Genomic DNA, 17038 nt, shown 5'->3' with positions numbered 1-17038 from the left:
CCCGCGCGGGGCCCTTCGCGTTTCTCAAACTAGCCGACCTTCTCCACCCGCACGGCGCAAACTTTGAACTCGGGGGTCTTCGACGTGCGGTCAAGGGCCGCGATGGTGAGCCAGTTGCTGTTGCCGTCTTGGAAATGGAAGGGCATCCAGGTCTGGCCGGGATTCGTCTTGCCCGACACCCGGGCGCGCGTCTCTATGGAGCCGCGGCGCGACCAGACGCGCACGCGGTCGCCGTCCGCCACGCCGAGGGCCTTGGCGTCGCGATCGTTCAGCTCGATGAAGGAGCCGCCCGCGATCTCGCCCAGCCCTTCGGTGCGACCCGTCATGGCGCAGGCGTTGTACTGGTACAGGATGCGCCCGGTCGTGAGCATGAGTGGGTAGTCCTCATCGGGAAGCTCCGCAGAGGGCCGGTAGCTGGGCGTGGAGAACGCCCCCACGCCTCGCGAGAACTCGCGCGCGTGCAGGATGGGCGTCCCGGGATGGCTCGCGTTCGGGCACGGCCACTGCAGGCCGCGGCCGCCAAGCTCTCGGCTGTCCAGACGTGCATGGCTCACGCCGCCGTAGGTGGGCGTCACCGCCGCTATCTCCTCCATGATCTCGGCCGGGGCCAGACGCGGCTGCTCGTAGCCCATGCGGTTCATGACCTCGGTGAATATCTCGGTGTCGGGACGCGCCCCGCCCGGCGCGTCCACCGCCTTGCGCACGCGCTGGACGCGCCGCTCGGTGTTGGTGAACGTGCCCTCCTTCTCCGCGTAGGCGCAGCCGGGCAGCACCACGTCGGCGTAGGCGGCCGTCTCGGTGAGGAACAGGTCGTCCACCACCAAGAACTCGAGCGCCTCCAAAGCGCGGATCACGTGCCCCGTGTCCGCGTCGGTGCGCACGGGATCCTCGCCGAACAAGAACAGCCCCCGCACCTTTCCCGACAGCATGGCCGGGAAGCACTCGGTGGCCTTGAGCCCCCGCTCGCGCGGCAGCTCGACGCCCCAGGCGCGCTCGAACCGGCGCAGCGCCTCGGGATCGGCCACCTTCTGGTACCCCGTCAGATCGTCCGGCCCGGCGCCCATGTCGCAGGCCCCCTGCACGTTGTTCTGGCCGCGCAGCGGGTTCACGCCGCCGCCGCGCCGTCCCAGGTTGCCCGTGATCATGGCGATGTTGGAAAGCGCCATCACGCCGTCGGTGCCGGTGGAATGCTCGGTCACGCCCAGGCAGTACACGATGGCGGCCGCCTTGGCCGTGCCGTACATCTTGGCCGCAGCCACCAGATCGCGCTGGTCCACGCCGCAGATGTCCTCCACGCGCTCCGGCGTGTAGTCGCGCACCGTGGCGCTCATGATCTCCACGCCCTCCGTGCGCTCGCGCACGAACTCCTCGTCCACCAAGCCCTCGCGCAGAAGCACGTTCACCATGCAGTTGGCAAACGCCACGTTGGTGCCCGGACGCAGCTTCAGATGGATGTCGGCGCGCTTCGCCAGCCCGATGTCGCGCGGGTCCACCACGATGAGCCGGCAGCCGCGCTCCGCCGCCGCGCGGATCTGCATGCCGATGACCGGATGCGCCTCCTCGGGGTTCGACCCCACCAGCATGATGACGTCGGCCTCGCGCGTCACATCTTCAATTGAGTTCGTCATCGCCCCCGAACCAAGCATGGTTGCCAGACCGGCAACCGTGGGGGCGTGTCAAACACGCGCGCAACAGTCCACGTTGTTCGTGTGGAATGCCGCGCGGGCCATTTTCTGGAACAGGTAGATGTCCTCGTTCGTGGAGCGGGAGCACGCGAACGCCGCGAGCGCCTCGCCCCCGTGCTCGTCGCGCAGCTCCGCGAAGCGGCGCGCCACCAGATCGAGCGCCTCGTCCCAAGCGGCAGGCTCCAGCTTGCCCGTGGCAGGGTTGCGCACAAGCGGCGTGGTTAAGCGGTCGGGCGCGCCCACGAAGTCGAAGCTGGCCGAGCGCCCCTTCACGCACAGAAGCCCGCGGTTGGAGGGGCCGTCGGCCGCCTCGGCGTCCACGATGCGCCCGTCTTTCACCACGAGGTCCAGCTGGCAGCCCACGCCGCAGTGCGGGCACGTCGTGCGCACGCGCTCCGTCTCCCACGAGCGGTAGGACGCGCGGCGCTTCTCGGTGAGCGCGCCGGTGGGGCACGCCTGCGCGCAGTTGCCGCACGACTCGCAGTCGGTGGCGCGCCATCCTTCGCCGAACGGGGCCTCGATGGTCGTGCGCGTGCCGCGCTTGCCGGCCACGAGCGTGTGGTTGCGCGCGGCGGCGTTGCACGCGCCCACGCAGCGCTGGCAGCGGATGCACAGGTTGGGATCGTAGGAGAGGAACGGGTTCGCGTCCAGCACCGGCTCGCGCCTTCGCTCCACCTCGAAGGACGAACCGGTCACGCCAAGCTCCCGGCACACATCCTGCAGCTCGCACGCGCCGTTTTTCTTGCACGAGAAGCAGTAGTTCGTGGAGTCCAGCCCATGATCGGCCAAAACAAGCTCAAGCGCCGTTCGGCGGCACGCCTCGGCACGCGGCGAGTCCGTGGTCACCGCCATGCCCTCGCGCACGGGCGTGGAGCAGGCGGGAACCGGATGGTCAACGCCTTCCACGTCCACCACGCACACGCGGCACGAGGCGGCTGCGCTCACGTCTTCGAGGTGGCACAAAGTGGGGATGCGCACGCCCAGCTTCTGCGCGGCTGCGAGGATGGTCGAACCTTCCTCCACCTCCACCGCGCTGCCGTTTACCGTGATGTTAGGCATAGTGCACCCTTCCCCCTTCCAGCGAGCCCGGCCCAAAGCAGTCGCAGCGCAGGCAGCGCCCGCACTCCTGCAGAACCTCCTCGCGCGTCATCTCCAGCTCAACACCCGCAAAATCGCGCTTGCGCTCGCGCGCGGGCCGTTCGGCTACCTCGACGCGCCCCTTGGGCGCGCGATCGTTCGGACGAGGATCCGGCACGCGGACCTCGCAGCGCAGCTTGTGATGGTAGCCCAAAAACTCGTCTATGTTGCGGGCCGCCACCTTGCCCGCCGCGATGGCGCGGATGGCCGTCGCGGGGCCGGTCTGGCAGTCGCCGCCCACGAACACGTTGCGCAACGCCGCAGGCGCCGGCGCGACGCCGCAGGCGACGGCCACGCCCGCCTCCTCGCCGTCGCCTGCGGCCCACACGGCCCGCAGGCCCTCGTCGGCGTCAAGGCGCCCGCGCGCCGCCGACAGGCCAAGCTCCTCGAACGGCGCGCACTCCACATCCTGGCCCACCGCCACCAAAACGACGTCGGCCTCGATGCGCCGCTGCGGCTTGTCGGCCGGCACGGGAGCGGGCCGGCCGCCGCGAACGGCCCCTATCATCTGGGGCTGGGTGACAAGCGCCGCGCACCGGCCCGCCTCGTCGGCCTCGATGGCCACGGGCGCCTCCAGCGTCACCATCTCCACGCCCTCCGCAACGGCGCTCTCCACCTCCGCAGGCAACGCCGTCATGTCCTCTTTGCGGCGCCGGTACACCACCGACACTTCGTCGGCGCCCGCGCGCACCGAGGTGCGCGCGCAGTCCATGGCCACGTTGTCGCCGCCCACCACAACCACTTTCTTGCCCGCGAAATCGGGGTAGTCGCCGTCTCCGATGCGCCCGAGCATCTCCACGGCCGACATCACGCCCGCAGCGTCCATGCCCTCGATGTCCAGCCGCTTGCCCGCCTGCGCGCCCACGGCAACGTACACCGCATGGTAGGTGCCGACGATGTCGCGCAGCTCCTCCGCCCCGATGCGCTCGCCGCAGCGCACGGTGATGGTGCCCGACCCCAGAATGCCGCGAATGTCCTCGTCCAAGCGCTCGCGCGGGAAGCGGTACGAGGGAATGCCGTAGCGAAGCATGCCGCCTAACTGCTCGCGCGCCTCGAACACCGTCACGCGATGACCCATGAGCGCGCAGAAGTACGCGCAGGTCAGCCCGCTTGGGCCGCCGCCGATGACGGCCACCGTCCGCGCGGTGTCCACGCTGCGCGGCGCCGGGGGCACGGTGTCGGCGGGCGCCTGGTCGACCGCGTACTTCTTGATGCCGCGGATGTTCACGGGCGCATCGACGAGCAGGCGGCGGCAGCGCTCCTCGCACGGGTGCTCGCACACAAGCGCGCACGCCGTGGGAAACGGGTTGTCCTTGCGCACCATGTTCACCGCGCCGGCGTAGTCGCCCTCGGCCACGAGCGCGATGTAGGCGGGCGCGTTCACGTGCGCGGGGCACAGGGTTTCGCAGGGGACCGACTGGCCCACGCCCGCGCGGCACGCGCCGTGCAGGAGGTGGCTTTCGTACTCGGCGGAAAACTCGTCCATGCCCGCAAGCAGCGCCTCGGCCGCCTCGTAGCCGATGGCGCAGTCGGCGGTGTCGCGCACCATCTCGGCAAGGGCGCGCAGGCGCGCGACGTCGTCCTCGCAAGCCTCGCAGGCCGCCACCCGTTCGAGCAGCGCCACAAGCTGGGGCAGCCCGTCGCGGCACGGAACGCACTTGCCGCAGGTCTGCGCCGCACCGTCGCGCAAAAGCGACAATTGGGCCACAAGCGGGCACACGCCCGGAGGGGTGGCTTCCACCCGCCGTGCATGCCTGTTCAGCTGTCGTGCGATGCGCGCGTCGTCCTTCGACTTCGGCGCGATCGAAAGTGCGGCCACGTTCGTCCCCCATGTCCGATGCGGTGCATCGCTCAAGTGTTCGTGCGGTGATGCTCCAAAGTAGCCGATGCTCCCCTGCGACGTAAAGCCGCCCTCGCGCATCGACACGAAAACGCCGGGAAACAACCATATACGCCGTGCAGCTGCGCGGAGCGCGGCGCGCGGGACTCCAACGCAGGAGCCGCATCCCTTTCCGGCGCCGCCCTTCCCAAGCGCCGCCGTCTCGCCTACCTCAGAACCTCCGGGTTCAGGCAGTCGGACAGCCGGCGGCCCAGCACCCCGTCTATCGCGTTTCGCATGGCGCGCGTGCGCAACTCCAGCCCGGACTCCTCCGACCAGTACGCCGCATGCGAGGTGAGCACCGTGCGCGGGGCGCGCAGAAGCGGATGGTCGGGGCTGACCGGCTCCCCTTCGAACACGTCGATGCCCGCGCCCCACAAACGCCCCGCCTCAAGCGCGGCGGCCAAGGCGCAGGTGTCCACCACGGCCCCACGCGCCGTGTTCACCACCACCGCGTCGTCTTTCATGAGCGCTATCCGGCGCGCGTCCAGCAGATGGCGCGTGTCGGGCGTGAGCGCGGTGTGCAGGCTCACCACATCGCTCGCGCGCAGAAGCTCGTCAAGCTCAAGCGCCTCGTAACCCTCCGGCGTGCGCCGCCCCGCAGGCTGCGAGCGCGACCAGCACACCACCCGAAACCCCAGCCCGGCCGCCTTGCGCGCGGTCGCGCGGCCGATGTCTCCCATGCCCACCACGCCAAACGTCCGCCCGTGCACCTGCCCGAGCGGTCGGCGCCGCGCGTAGTCCCACACCCCGGCGCGCACGTCGGCGTCCACCTCGTTTATGCGACGCAGAACGCACAGCGCAAGCGAAACGGCGTGATCTGACACCACCTCGGTCCCGTAACCGGGCACGTTGCACACCGCCACGCCGCACTCGGTGGCGGCCTTGACGTCGATGTTGTCGTAGCCCACCCCCGTGCGGCTGATCACGCGCATGCGCGGAAGCGCCTCTATCACCGCGCGAGACAAATCCCCGTACGACGTGACCACGCCATCTGCATCGGCCGCCACGCGCACGATCTCGTCCGGAGGGCACCTTTTGCAGCACGCGAACTCCACGCCCGCCTCGCGCGCCAAGCGCTCCTCCACCTCCGCGTCCTCGAAATCGCTCTCCACCATCACGATCTTCGCCATGCCGCGCCTTTCTGCCCGCAAGCCTCGCCGCCGCGCCAAAACCGCGCCCGGAACCATGCCGCCTTGACGGGGGCCGCTTCTTCCAGTAGGGTCACCTCGAACAGCGAACCATACTAGGGAAAGGTCGTTTCATGGGCAAGCCGGTCGACGGACGAAAGGTCGCCATCATAGGATGCGGGTTCGTGGGCTCTGCCACGGCGTTCACCCTCATGCAAAGCGGATTGTTCTCGGAGATGGCGCTTGTGGACGTGGACCGAGAGCGCGCCGAGGGAGAGGCCCTCGACATCAGCCACGGCATGCCCTTCGCCAGCCCCATGAACATCTACGCGGGCGACTACGACGACGTGGCCGACGCCGCCATCATCGTGATCACCGCCGGCGCCAACCAGCAGCCGGGCGAGACGCGCATCGACCTTGTGAACCGCAACGTCGCCATCTTCAAGAGCATCCTGGCCGAAATCCGCGCACGCGAATGCAGCGGCATCCTGCTTGTCGTGTCGAACCCGGTGGACGTGCTCACCTACGTCTCGCTGCGCCTCTCCGGGCTGCCCGAGCACCGCGTCATCGGCTCCGGCACCGTGCTGGACACCGGTCGCCTGAAACACGCCATCGGCGAACGTTTGGGCGTCGATTCCCGCAACGTGCACGCGCGCATCCTGGGCGAGCACGGCGACAGCGAGCTTATCGCCTGGTCGAGCGCGCACGTGGCGGGCATTCCGCTGGAAGACTACTTCAACATGCGCACGGAGGGCTCCTACGAGGAGTTCCGCACCGAGATGAGCGACCTTGTGCGCAACTCGGCCTACGAGATCATCAAGCGCAAGCGCGCCACCTACTACGGCATCGCCATGGCCGTGTCGCGCATCTGCCGAGCCATCGTGCGCGACGAGAAGTCGGTGCTTTCCGTGTCCAACTTCATGCAGGGCGAGTACGGGATAGGCGACGTGGCGCTGTCCACCCCCTGCATCGTGGGCAAAGACGGCGTGGAGGCGCGCATGCCCCCGTCGCTCAACTACCGCGAGCAAGCCAAGCTCAAGGCGTCGGCCGACACGCTGAAGCAGGTCATCGCCGGGCTGGATTTGAAATAGAACAAGCTAGCGATCGCCGCGACGGCGAGCCAGCATGCGAACGACACGTTGCGCTTCGCCTTTCCAATGACGAAGCGCCGCGTGCGGCGCGCAGATTGAGTCCGAAGCGACGCAGGAGAGGGAGGAGGTCCGGTCGTGCCACGCAAGAAGACAGTCGTCCTGACAATGGTCGCAGCGTTCGGATTCGGATTCTACCAAGGCGCCCAGATGCTCTCGTTCGTCGTGGGCCATTACACGAGCAACCCGTTCTCCCTTTTCGGACTCTTCGTGGAAGGCGCTGTTTACCTTGCTTTCGCCTGCCTGTCCTGGCACGGAAAGGAGGTCCGCCCAAAGCCCCTTTTCGCGTCAGGGGCCGCCCTCGGCCTGCTGTTTATGGTCCTTGCGCTGATCAACGGGCAGGAACCGTCGTTTCAGCTGGTCTTTCGAACGGTGGCCTCAACCTCGGCGGCGTGCCTGCTGCTTTGCTGGGCCCACGTCTTCTCCGCCCTCCCCCCGTTTCTCTCGTCCGTTTCGATCGCAAGCGCGTTTATGATCTCGGCGCTGGTGAAGCTCTTCTCCGGCTTCGTCGCCGCGCCGGAGACGAGCGAAAGCCTTTACGCGCAACTCCTTGTGTTCTCTTGCTGCCTCGCGCTTCTGCTCTCGGCGGTGAAGATGGCGGACGCCGCTCCTCCAAGGGATCGGGAGGAGAAAGATCGCGTCCTATCCTCCGCGCAAACAACCCCGCAGCGCCTTCGCCGGCTCTACGTTGGCGCAGCCGCTTTCTCCGTCGCTTACGGCATGGCGCTTCAAAGCGACATCGAGGCGCAGGCTTCCCACTACGCCCAGTCGGAGCACACGGCGCTGATAACCTTTCTCCTTGCCTGCGCCATTTTGATCCTCTCCCTGCTGGGAAGCTTCAAAGGAAACGCGAACTACCTCTTCGTCATTGTCGCCCCATGCTTCGGCCTGACCATCGCGCTCAAGGACACGCTCGCAGCCGATCCGGGCATCGGGGGATCCGTCAACACCGCGGTGCTGAACCTTTACTACCTCATGCTCTGGATCATGCTCGCAAAGGAGGCGAATCGGAGAATCTACCCCGCTTTCTTCCTGTTCGGCATCGGACTCGCCATCTCCCGGATGGCCCTGCTGTGCGGAAGGGGAGCCGCCGCGCTCCTGTCATGGGAGCCTGCGTCGAGCTGGCTGGGCGGCGACGCCGACGCAAGCCTCCCCCTCCTGGTCATGCTCGTTGCGGCCTGCCTCTTCATCGCCTCGAACGAAAAGGAGCGGAAGGCCGGCGAGCCCTCGCAACCGCTCGCTGAGAAAAGCGAGCCGAGCGACCCGTGGATCGTGGCCCCTGGGACGGAGAACCCCCAGATCCAAGCAGCCTGGGGCAAGCTCTCCGAGGAGCACGGTCTGAGCAAACGGGAGGGAGAGATCCTGTTCGAATTCTTGCAGGGCAGAAGCTCCTCTTACCTTGCAGACCATCTCTTCATCTCCGAGCACACCGTCAAAACGCATATCAGGCGGGGGTACGAAAAACTTGGGATCCGCAATCGCCAAGAACTCATAACCCTTGTGCAAGACCAACTTGTCTCTTAGAGTTTTCGCAGATCAATGTATTATGTAGCACCAAACTCGCTACAAAGGCCACCGCTTTTTCATACCGTTTTCGCTATGGCGGCGCCCCTCGGGCACGCGCAGAATAGCCTCCAAGGTTCGAAAAACCGACCAAGGAGGAAACATGAGGGAAATCGACAGAAGGAGCTTCGTCAAAACGGCGATGGCGGCGGGAGCGGGAGCCGCAGCCCTTGGGTTGGCGGCGTGCGCGCCCGGCCAGAAGCAGGCGAGCTCGCAGGCAACGAGCGCCGAGCTTCCATCCGAATGGACCAGCGAGCATGACCTGGTTGTCGTTGGCGCGGGAGGAGCGGGGCTCGCAGCCGCGCTCGAAGCGTCCCGCGCCGGCGCGAGCGTGATGGTCCTCGAGTGCGAGAACTCGCACCTGTTCTCGAACACGGCGCTCTGCGGAGGGGTGGTCATGGGCTGCTGCAGCTCAATCCAGAAAGAGGCGGGCGTCGAGGACTCCGTGGAGGAGTTCAAAAAGTACCTCGACGCCATCAACGACGGGCTTGACAGCCAAAACCTCACCCACCTCTGGGCGGAGAAGTCGGGCGAGACCATCGACTGGCTGAGGGAGGCCGGAGCGGACTTCCCGGTCGAGAAGCTGTACAAATCGGGAGCCGAAGACGCTTACGCCGACGTCACGAAACCGGTCGCGCGCGGCGTTATCGCGTTCGACAGCAAAGGAGCCTCCATCTGCGACGCGCTTTACCAGCAGGCCGTCGCGAAGGGAGCGGAATTCGCTTTCGGAACGCTTGCAACCGGCCTTTATCAGGACGAAACAGGCAGGGTGTGCGGTGTCTCCGCAGATGACGGAACCTCACGCAAGGCGAACAAGGGAGTCATCATAGCCTCGGCCGGGTTCTCCCGGAACAAGGACATGCTCCGCAACTTCATGCCCGACCTCGTGGACGGCGCCTCGAACGGCTCGAGCCGCCAGCAGGGGGACGGCATCGTCATGGGCCAGCGCCTCGGCGCGAAGCTCACGAACATGTGGGCCACGCAGACCACCGGGAAGGGGATCGACACAGGCCAAGGCAGCGCTCCTTTCTTCGTGCTCCCCAACTGGGGGAACCAGTGCATATGCATCGACATGGACGGCACGCGCGCCTTCGACGAGGGCATGATGGGCGAGCTCATGAGCGTCGAGATCATAAACAACCACGACGGTTTCGTGTGGGCGGCCTGGGACGACAAGGTGGTGCAGCAGGGTCCGGCCGTCATCACCGTTCCCCCGCTGTCCGAAGGCTTGCGAAGCGAGATCGATTCGGGCGCCATCCTCAGCGCGAACACGCTCGAAGAGCTTGCGGAGAAAATCGGCGTGCCTGCCGAGGTCTTCGTCGCCGAGGTCGACAAGCTCAACTCCTTCGTCGAGGAGGGCGTCGACAAGGAGTTCGGGAAGGACCAGTCCAAGGGGATGGGGAACAAGATAGACACGCCGCCTTTCTACGCCGGGAAGATCGTGCCCGCTTTCGCCGACACCGCCGGCGGGTTGACCATCAACGAGAAGGCCGAGGTCCTCGACGTCGACGACCAGCCCATCGCCGGGCTGTACGCCGCAGGGAGCACGACGGGAGGATGGCGGGGGCGGATTTACCCCGGAAGCGGAACGGCCCTCGGGTTCGGCTTCACGTTCGGCCGCATAGCCGCGCAAAGCGCGCTCGCATGAGCTTGGCACGGCCCCGCCCTGTTGCGGCGGGGCCGCCCACTTGGGCGCGAGCGCGCCGTCAGTCCCGCCACTTCGTGCGCAGCTCCCAGAACGCCACGGCGCTGGCGGCGGCCACGTTGAGCGAGTCCACGCCGTGGTCCATGGGGATGCGCACCACGTAGTCGCAGGCGGCCACCGTGGAGGGCGCCAGCCCGTCGCCTTCGGTGCCCAGAACGAGCGCCAGGCGCTCGCACGCGCGCAGGCGCGCATCGTGCAAGGGCAGCGCGTTATCGGCAAGCGCGAGGGCGGCGGTGGAGAATCCGAGCGAGCGCAGAAGCGGCACGCCTTCGGCAGCCCAGTCGCGCTCGCAGCCGATGCGCGTCCACGGCACCTGAAACACCGTCCCCATCGACACGCGCGCGGCGCGGCGGTAGAGCGGATCGTGGCACGACGGCGTGACGAGCACCGCGTCGATGCCGAGCGCGGCCGCCGAACGGAACGCGGCGCCGACGTTCGTGTAGTTGGTCACATCTTCGAGCACGGCCACGCGGCGCGCGTCTTTCAGCAGGTCGAGCACGCTCGGCAGCGCGGGGCGGCGAAACGCCGCAAGCGCCCCGCGCGTCACCTCGTAGCCGGTCACGGCGCGAAACTGCTCGCGCGTGGCCAGCAGCACCGGAAAGGCCGGGTCGTCTGCCAGCATGCGCTCGATGAGCGGCATCGTCTGATCGAGCCAGCGCTCCTCCAAAAACAGCGACACCGGACGCACGCCCGCATCGAGCGCCCGTTCGATCACCTTGCGCGACTCGCCGATGAACAGGCCGTTCGCGTAATCGGGATCGTCACGCAGCCGCGCGTCGGTCGCCCCCGCGTACACGGCGAGCCGAACATCGCCCGTCCCGTCCAACCGCACGATGGGCATGGCCCCTCCTTTCTCCTCGCCGTCCATGGTACCACCGAACGACGCTGCCCCGCTCCGAAAGCACCCCAACTGCGGCCGCGCTCCCTGCGCGCCGAAAAGGCGCCGAGAACGCGCCAACCGCAGCCCCCATCCACCCCGCCTCCGAACGCGACCGCAGGCCCGAACCCACGCCGCATGAGGGCCACCGACTTCGACGGCGCCCCACAGCCCCGCCCGCCCCCGAACGCACCCGCGGGTCCCCTGCGGAGTGGCGAGAAATCACCGAAATCGGAAGATCGAACGGGCGGACGCAAGCGTCATGGCGGGTACGCGATAAAAAAGCCCAGGTCGCACGAAATCGAAACACGACCTCCGGCACCGAAGCCGCCGACATCCTTCCGACTTCGGTGATTTCTCGCCATCTCGGGCCAACTATGGACGTCGGCCTCCCGCGTTAGCCCGGCCGGCCTCCCGCGCCAGCGCGCTCCTCGCCGCGCACGAGGTCGAGCAACTCCTGGCGATCATGCACGTCGAGCTTGCCGTAGATGCGTCGCGAATGAGTGCGCACCGTGTTCTCGGACAGATAAAGCGTCTCGGCGATGTAGGGACGCGACCTCCCCTTGCACAGGTACTGCATAATCTCCACCTCACGCGGCGAGAGGCCATACGCCTCGCCCACCGCCGCACAGCGCCCATCGATACCGTCGGCCTCGTCGATGGCGCGGTGCGCAGGCCCGTTCAAATCGGACAACAGCAACTGCACGTCAGGCGAGCGCGAAGGCAAAAAGAACGCCGTCATGACCACCGTCACCACAAGCAAAAACGAAGCGACGGCCGGGTTGAGCGACTCCAATCCCAAAAAAGACGCCGAGCAGCGTCCAAACCAGTCAGGCAGCGAGTAAAGGAGCATGCCAGGACAGAACACGAGGAAGGGGCGAAACGAGCTGTGATGCGCGACGTTGGCCAACGCCAACCACAGAAACATCTTCGCCACCACCACGGCCGCCCCCGTGAACGCTTGGATGAACTGCGCCATGCCAAATGCAACCAACATGAACAACGCAAGGGCCATGAGCACGTAGGTGAAGCGCCATACCACGGTGATGTCGAGGCCCCGACGACGCTCGAACACCCACCAGCCCACAAACGCGCAAAACAAGAGCAGGATCATCTGCGAGAGCAGGGTGTACGCCGGCGTGGCCTCCGACCCGAAGCTATAGTGGCCGGTGCCGTGCTTGAGCGTCATATTGAGGATGGACCACATAAAGAAGAACACCGCCATAGCCACCACAATGCGCGCGAACGACCTCAGAGATGCACGACCGAACCATAGTTCCGCCGCACGTTCGCTCGAAGACGATCCGTCCTCCCACCGCGCGCCCAGCGCGGCCATCGACAGGAACGGAAGCGGAAGCATGAGCGCCATCGTCACCTCCTGCGGCACGAGGGCGGTCACGCACTTCATGGCGGCCACAAGCACAATGGCCAGCACCAGGGCGCGCGCCACCTCGTTGATGGAAGAACCCGCATAGCGGGTCCCCCAGCGGGCCACCATCCAGCATTCGGCCAAGGCGAACAGCCCCAAGGCCCCGACGTCCGCAAACGGAGGATACGACGCCGATCCAACCCACAGGATCACGAAAGATCCCGCATAGGCCACCGCAGCAGCCCAGTCGATCGCACGCGTCGCGCGAGCCGGCATGCCCGCACGCGACAAGACCGCGCACAGAAGCACCGTCGCCAGCACAACCGCGCCCGATTTGTTGAGCCACCAATAAGAAAACGACGCGTCGTAGCTCAGCGCGCTCACCCAGTTGGAGCAGGTGTACCATACGAAAAAGCCCGTCGCCATAGCTGCCGTGGCCATCCGCCGCCCCGCCAACTTTCGCATGTGCGCCCCCTTTCCTCGTCGCGCATTATCGCATGGCGGCACGCGCTGCACGCCCTCCAAACGACCTCTCAGAACAAGTTCGCCCGATTCGGGCGACAGCTCAACCCGCCCTTTGCTCCGATCCGGGCCTCGCACGCCCTTGGCCAACCGGCGTATCGTCGGCATCGTCGATGCGGATCCCAGCGACAAGCAAGCCCGTCGCAACCGCACCAGGAACGAATCCCGCGAATGCAAGGAGGAATCAATGGACAAAAGAAGCCTGCTCTCGAGGAGGAACTTCATCAAAACCGGCAGCGCGCTAGCGCTTGGAACGGCGGCTCTCGGTCTGGCCGGCTGCGCAGGCGCCCCTGCGGCGAACACGGCCAACGACGCCGCAACCTCACCTGCCGACATCGAATGGGACGAGGAGTTCGACGTCGTGGTGGTGGGCGCGGGCGCGGCAGGCCTCGCAACGGCCGCCGCGATGGCAACCGAAGGCGAAGGCCTGACCACGCTGCTCCTGGAAAAGGGCGCCATGCCCACCGGAAGCGGCAACTCGCCGGTGTGCAGCGGATCGTTCCACATCACCGACGACCCCGACAATTTCGCCCTTTACGTGAAGGCGCTCGTCGAGGGCTTCACGTGCACGCCTGAGTCCATGTACGAAGTGTACGCCCAAGGCGCAGCCGAGAACTGGGAATGGCTCACGGGCCTGGGTATGCTCGAAAGCGATGTGAAGATCACCCCGCAGGCGGGCAAGGCGGAGTACTACGAGATAGAGCACCACGACGCATTCTCGAAATGCCAGTTCAATGCCGATAACACCGACCGCCCCGCGCACATCAGCATCTTTCTGAGCGAATTTCTGGACCAGCATCCCGACGCCGTGACGCGCCACACGAACACGCCCCTCACCGCACTCGTGCAGGATCCTCAGACAAGGGCCGTGCTCGGCGGCGTGTACGAGAAGAGCGGCAAAAGCGTGTACGTGAAAGCCAGGCGCGGCGTGGTCATGTGCTGCGGCGGCTTCGAGAACGATCCCGAGATGCTGCAAGACTACCTCTCGTTCGAGCGCATGCACGCCGCCGGGGCCACCATGAACACGGGAGACGGCCACCGCATCTGCGCAAAACTTGGCGCAAGCATGTGGCACATGAACAGCTTCGCGGGTGCGTGGTCAAACGGCATCAGCATCGACGGCGAGAAGATGATGGCCTACCGCACCCTCAAGAAAGCGCAGGGCATCGTGGTGGGAGTCAACGGGCGCCGCTTCTACCAAGAGTGGGAGGGCACCACCATGTTCACACCCGGCGAAGAAGGCCCGCTCGAACTCCACTACGGCTGCCGGCACGGTCATCAGAACTTCGGAGGCGACTGGCGCTGCCTGCCCTTGCCGCCCAAACAGTGGTTCATCTTCGATTCCGAGGGACTGAGGTTCAGCGCCTACCTTGGCGCGAATTCCACGAGCAACACGCTGCAGAACCAGACGGAGACGACGGAGAACGACCCGAGCATCGACCCCGTGGCCGATGGCTACGCCTACATCGCCGACACCGTCGAGGACCTTGCTGTGCAGATAGGCGTTCCAGTTGACGAGCTGACGAACACGGTAAACCGCTGGAACGCCTCATGTGACAACGGCGAAGACGAGCAGTTCCATCGCCCGGCCGACCAGATGACGCCCGTGCGCACGCCTCCGTTCTACGCCATCGAGTGCATTCCCGAAATACTCAACACCGACGGCGGCCCACGCCGCAACGAGAAAGCGCAGATCATCGACGTGGACGGCGAGCCTATCCCCAACCTGTACTCGTCAGGCGAGTTCGGTTCTATCTGGGCGTCGAAGTACCAAGGCAGCGGAAACATCACCGAGTGCATGGTGTTCGGCCGCATCGCCGCCCGCGAACTGATCGCGAAGGAGTAGCGAACCCCTGTCTCCCACCTGCGACTGCCCCGCCCCTCCCGGGGCAGTCGACGCCCCGCCCCGAAAGCACTCCGGTTGCAACCGCACGGAGAAAGGCATCGCAAACGCGCATCCCCGCCTCCGAACGCACCCGCAAGTCCGAACCCCCCTGCGGAGTGGCGAGAAATCACCGAAATCGGAAGATCGAACGGGCGGACGCGAGCGCCATGGCAGGTACGCGACAAAAAAGGCCAGGTCGCACGAAATCGAAACACGACCGCCGACACCGAAGCCGCCGACATCCTTCCGACTTCGGTGATTTCTCGCCACCCGAACCCCCGTCCGCTGCTAAGCCACCGTTGACATGGGCCGGCCACCCGCCAGCGAGGTCCGCGTCAACGCTGGTTTATCAGAGAGAACCCCCGCCTTGGCCGCGAATCGCGCCCTGTGGCACACTCGAAGCCCTTTTCGCGGTCCTCTCGACTGCAGCGACCGGAAAAGCCCAGGTCGCAAAAACCGCGATCCGGCCTTGCCACGGAAAACCGCCCCTTTGCGTGCCATAGGGTTCATTTTGCGGCCAAGACAGGGGGAGGGGGCCTTCGGAGGACCTCGGTGCGCCGGGAGGGGGCCGGGCGGCCGCAGGACCCGAGAATCCTCCAGATGAGCGCAGCGCCTCAGAGGTCGAGCAGCCGCGCGCCCGTCTCGGCGATGCGGGCGGCAAGGCGCCCGCGCGAAACCGCGCGCAGATCGGCCAGGTCGTCGAGCATGCGCTCGAGGAGCGCGACCTCGGCCGCAGGGTCGTACGGATCGCCGGACTGCCCGGGCGCGTCGGTTTCCAGCAGCAGACGGTCCTCGGGGATGGCCCGCGCGTACGCCCGCCCGCGCCTCGAAGCCAGCATGCGCGGGTTCAGCGAGAAAAAGCAGCCCGCGTCCACGGCCCGACCCAGCTCGTCGGAGGTTCCCGAGAACCAGTGGAACACCACCGCGTTGCCGCCGAGCGCGCCCGCCCCCGCAAGCGCGTCAAGCACGTCGGCTGTGGCGCGCACCGCATGGACCGACAGCACGCGTCCCCCGTCCACGCACGCCTCCGCCACGCGCGCAAACGCCGCCACCTGCGCCTCACGCGCGCCCTCGCAGCGCTTCCCGAAGTCAAGCCCCACCTCGCCAATGAAGCGCGTCGCTCTAGCCAAGCGCGCGAACGCCTCCACGTCCGCCTCCCCGCAGCGACCCTCAGCGACCCACCACGGATGCAACCCCAGCCCCACACGCATGTTTTCGCAGCCCGCGAGCAGCGCCGAGGAGCGTTCAAAGCCCGACGGCTCCACCGTGACCGAGAACGCCCCCGCCTCGCGCTTTGCCAATCCGCGCGCCGCCGCCCGCGCATCCGGCGCAAAGTCCAGATGACAGTGCATGTCGAACAGCTGCAACCCCGTCATCGTCCGCGCTCCACGCCGGCCAGTTCGCAAAGCACCTCGCCGGCGATCATCTGCCCCATGATGGGAGGCACGAACGAGGCCGTGCCGAGGTTCGACCGCTCGCGCCGCTGCGCGCCCTCGCGCACGGGCACGTCCACGGGCTGCTCGCACGAGTAGAGCACGCGCAGGCGGCGGATGCCGCGCTTGCGGCCTTCCTTGCGCATGATGCGGCACAAGGGGCAGTTCACCGTGTCGTACACGTCGGCCACGCGAAAGCACTCGGGCCGCAGCTTGTTCGCCGCCCCCATGCTGCTGATCAGGCGCAGGCCGTGCTCGTCGGCGTACTGGGCGATGGCGAGCTTCGTCGAGACGGTGTCGATGGCGTCCACCACGTAGTCCACTTGGCCGGCGTACGCGCCCAGAAACGCGGGCACGTCCTTGGCCAGGAGGAACCGATCGAGCGCCTCCACCTGCGCCGCCGGATTGATGTCGGCGATCATCTCCCGCACGACCTCGGCCTTCTTGCGCCCAAGCGTGCTGTGAAACGCGATGGCCTGGCGGTTGATGTTGCTTTTCTGCACCACGTCGCGGTCAAGCACCACGAACCGCCCCACGCCGCCGCGCGCCAGCGCCTCGACGCAGTTCGACCCCACGCCGCCAAGCCCCAGCACCATCACCGCAGATGCCGCCAAACGCTCGACGCCGCCGCGCCCCATGATGAGCTCGAGCTTTTCCGTGGCGCTCCCGCCGCCTGCCTCCATGACCCACCGCTCCTTTCCGTCG

11 protein-coding genes are annotated in these 17038 nt (G+C 66.8%); 4 read left to right on the top strand and 7 right to left on the bottom strand.

The window, feature by feature from the left end; genetic code table 11:
- Positions 1 to 29: 29 nt before the first annotated feature.
- The 3 genes from fdhF to ACWKY3_RS10095 all read right to left on the bottom strand — a co-directional run bounded on the left by fdhF (position 30) and on the right by ACWKY3_RS10095 (position 5834).
- Positions 30 to 2744, bottom strand: a complete 2715-nt coding sequence (gene fdhF, locus ACWKY3_RS10105) for a formate dehydrogenase subunit alpha (RefSeq protein ID WP_449316280.1) — start codon at positions 2742 to 2744, stop codon at positions 30 to 32.
- Entirely contained in the window at positions 2737 to 4641 is a 1905-nt protein-coding gene (locus ACWKY3_RS10100; protein ID WP_449316279.1) for an FAD-dependent oxidoreductase, read from the bottom strand. The genes fdhF and ACWKY3_RS10100 overlap by 8 nt, the downstream gene beginning before the upstream one ends.
- A 227-nt stretch (positions 4642 to 4868) precedes the next feature.
- Positions 4869 to 5834: a C-terminal binding protein gene (locus tag ACWKY3_RS10095; RefSeq protein ID WP_449316278.1), complete on the bottom strand. Its 966-nt coding sequence runs from the start codon at positions 5832 to 5834 to the stop codon at positions 4869 to 4871.
- Between the two features lie 131 nt (positions 5835 to 5965).
- Here ACWKY3_RS10095 and ACWKY3_RS10090 point away from each other — a divergent pair, with 131 nt between their 5' ends.
- The 3 genes from ACWKY3_RS10090 (at position 5966) to ACWKY3_RS10080 (ending at position 10190) form a co-directional block, all read left to right on the top strand.
- Entirely contained in the window at positions 5966 to 6922 is a 957-nt protein-coding gene (locus ACWKY3_RS10090; RefSeq protein WP_449316277.1) for an L-lactate dehydrogenase, read from the top strand.
- Positions 6923 to 7057: 135 nt separating this feature from the next.
- A complete protein-coding gene (locus tag ACWKY3_RS10085; RefSeq protein WP_449316276.1) occupies positions 7058 to 8503 on the top strand; it encodes a response regulator transcription factor in 1446 nt (481 codons plus the stop codon).
- 142 nt (positions 8504 to 8645) lie between these two features.
- Positions 8646 to 10190: an FAD-dependent oxidoreductase gene (locus tag ACWKY3_RS10080; RefSeq protein WP_449316275.1), complete on the top strand. Its 1545-nt coding sequence runs from the start codon at positions 8646 to 8648 to the stop codon at positions 10188 to 10190.
- Between the two features lie 58 nt (positions 10191 to 10248).
- Here the strand turns inward: ACWKY3_RS10080 and ACWKY3_RS10075 are convergent, their stop codons facing one another.
- Positions 10249 to 11088 (bottom strand): TrmH family RNA methyltransferase, encoded by an 840-nt coding sequence (locus ACWKY3_RS10075; protein WP_449316274.1) that lies wholly within the window; start codon positions 11086 to 11088, stop codon positions 10249 to 10251.
- Between the two features lie 433 nt (positions 11089 to 11521).
- On the bottom strand, positions 11522 to 12958 hold the full coding sequence (locus ACWKY3_RS10070) for a response regulator transcription factor (RefSeq protein WP_449316273.1): 1437 nt from the start codon (positions 12956 to 12958) through the stop codon (positions 11522 to 11524).
- A 244-nt stretch (positions 12959 to 13202) separates the two neighbouring features.
- Here ACWKY3_RS10070 and ACWKY3_RS10065 point away from each other — a divergent pair, with 244 nt between their 5' ends.
- Positions 13203 to 14861 carry an FAD-dependent oxidoreductase gene (locus ACWKY3_RS10065; RefSeq protein ID WP_449316272.1) on the top strand — a complete coding sequence of 553 codons (1659 nt, stop codon included), beginning with the start codon at positions 13203 to 13205 and terminating at the stop codon, positions 14859 to 14861.
- A gap of 653 nt (positions 14862 to 15514) precedes the next feature.
- On the opposite strand, the gene ACWKY3_RS10060 is transcribed toward ACWKY3_RS10065, so the two are convergent.
- Both ACWKY3_RS10060 and ACWKY3_RS10055 read right to left on the bottom strand, forming a co-directional pair.
- Entirely contained in the window at positions 15515 to 16276 is a 762-nt protein-coding gene (locus ACWKY3_RS10060) for a TatD family hydrolase (protein ID WP_449316271.1), read from the bottom strand.
- Positions 16273 to 17016: a tRNA threonylcarbamoyladenosine dehydratase gene (locus ACWKY3_RS10055; protein WP_449316270.1), complete on the bottom strand. Its 744-nt coding sequence runs from the start codon at positions 17014 to 17016 to the stop codon at positions 16273 to 16275. Before ACWKY3_RS10055 ends, ACWKY3_RS10060 begins: the two co-directional genes overlap by 4 nt.
- Positions 17017 to 17038: the final 22 nt, after the last annotated feature.

This window comes from Rubneribacter sp. (genome assembly GCF_965361815.1).
The sequence above is the reverse complement of the archived record's forward strand: the minus strand, read 5'-3'. Positions and strand labels throughout refer to the sequence as shown.

What these genes read in the sequence shown, in the direction of transcription:
- ACWKY3_RS10095 (WP_449316278.1), bottom strand. Translation starts at nt 5,834, where the DNA reads ATGGCGAAGATCGTGATGGTGGAGAGCGATTTCGAGGACGCGGAGGTG.
- ACWKY3_RS10090 (WP_449316277.1), top strand. Translation starts at nt 5,966, where the DNA reads ATGGGCAAGCCGGTCGACGGACGAAAGGTCGCCATCATAGGATGCGGG.
- ACWKY3_RS10080 (WP_449316275.1), top strand. Translation starts at nt 8,646, where the DNA reads ATGAGGGAAATCGACAGAAGGAGCTTCGTCAAAACGGCGATGGCGGCG.
- ACWKY3_RS10075 (WP_449316274.1), bottom strand. Translation starts at nt 11,088, where the DNA reads ATGCCCATCGTGCGGTTGGACGGGACGGGCGATGTTCGGCTCGCCGTG.
- ACWKY3_RS10070 (WP_449316273.1), bottom strand. Translation starts at nt 12,958, where the DNA reads ATGCGAAAGTTGGCGGGGCGGCGGATGGCCACGGCAGCTATGGCGACG.
- ACWKY3_RS10065 (WP_449316272.1), top strand. Translation starts at nt 13,203, where the DNA reads ATGGACAAAAGAAGCCTGCTCTCGAGGAGGAACTTCATCAAAACCGGC.
- ACWKY3_RS10060 (WP_449316271.1), bottom strand. Translation starts at nt 16,276, where the DNA reads ATGACGGGGTTGCAGCTGTTCGACATGCACTGTCATCTGGACTTTGCG.
- ACWKY3_RS10055 (WP_449316270.1), bottom strand. Translation starts at nt 17,016, where the DNA reads ATGGAGGCAGGCGGCGGGAGCGCCACGGAAAAGCTCGAGCTCATCATG.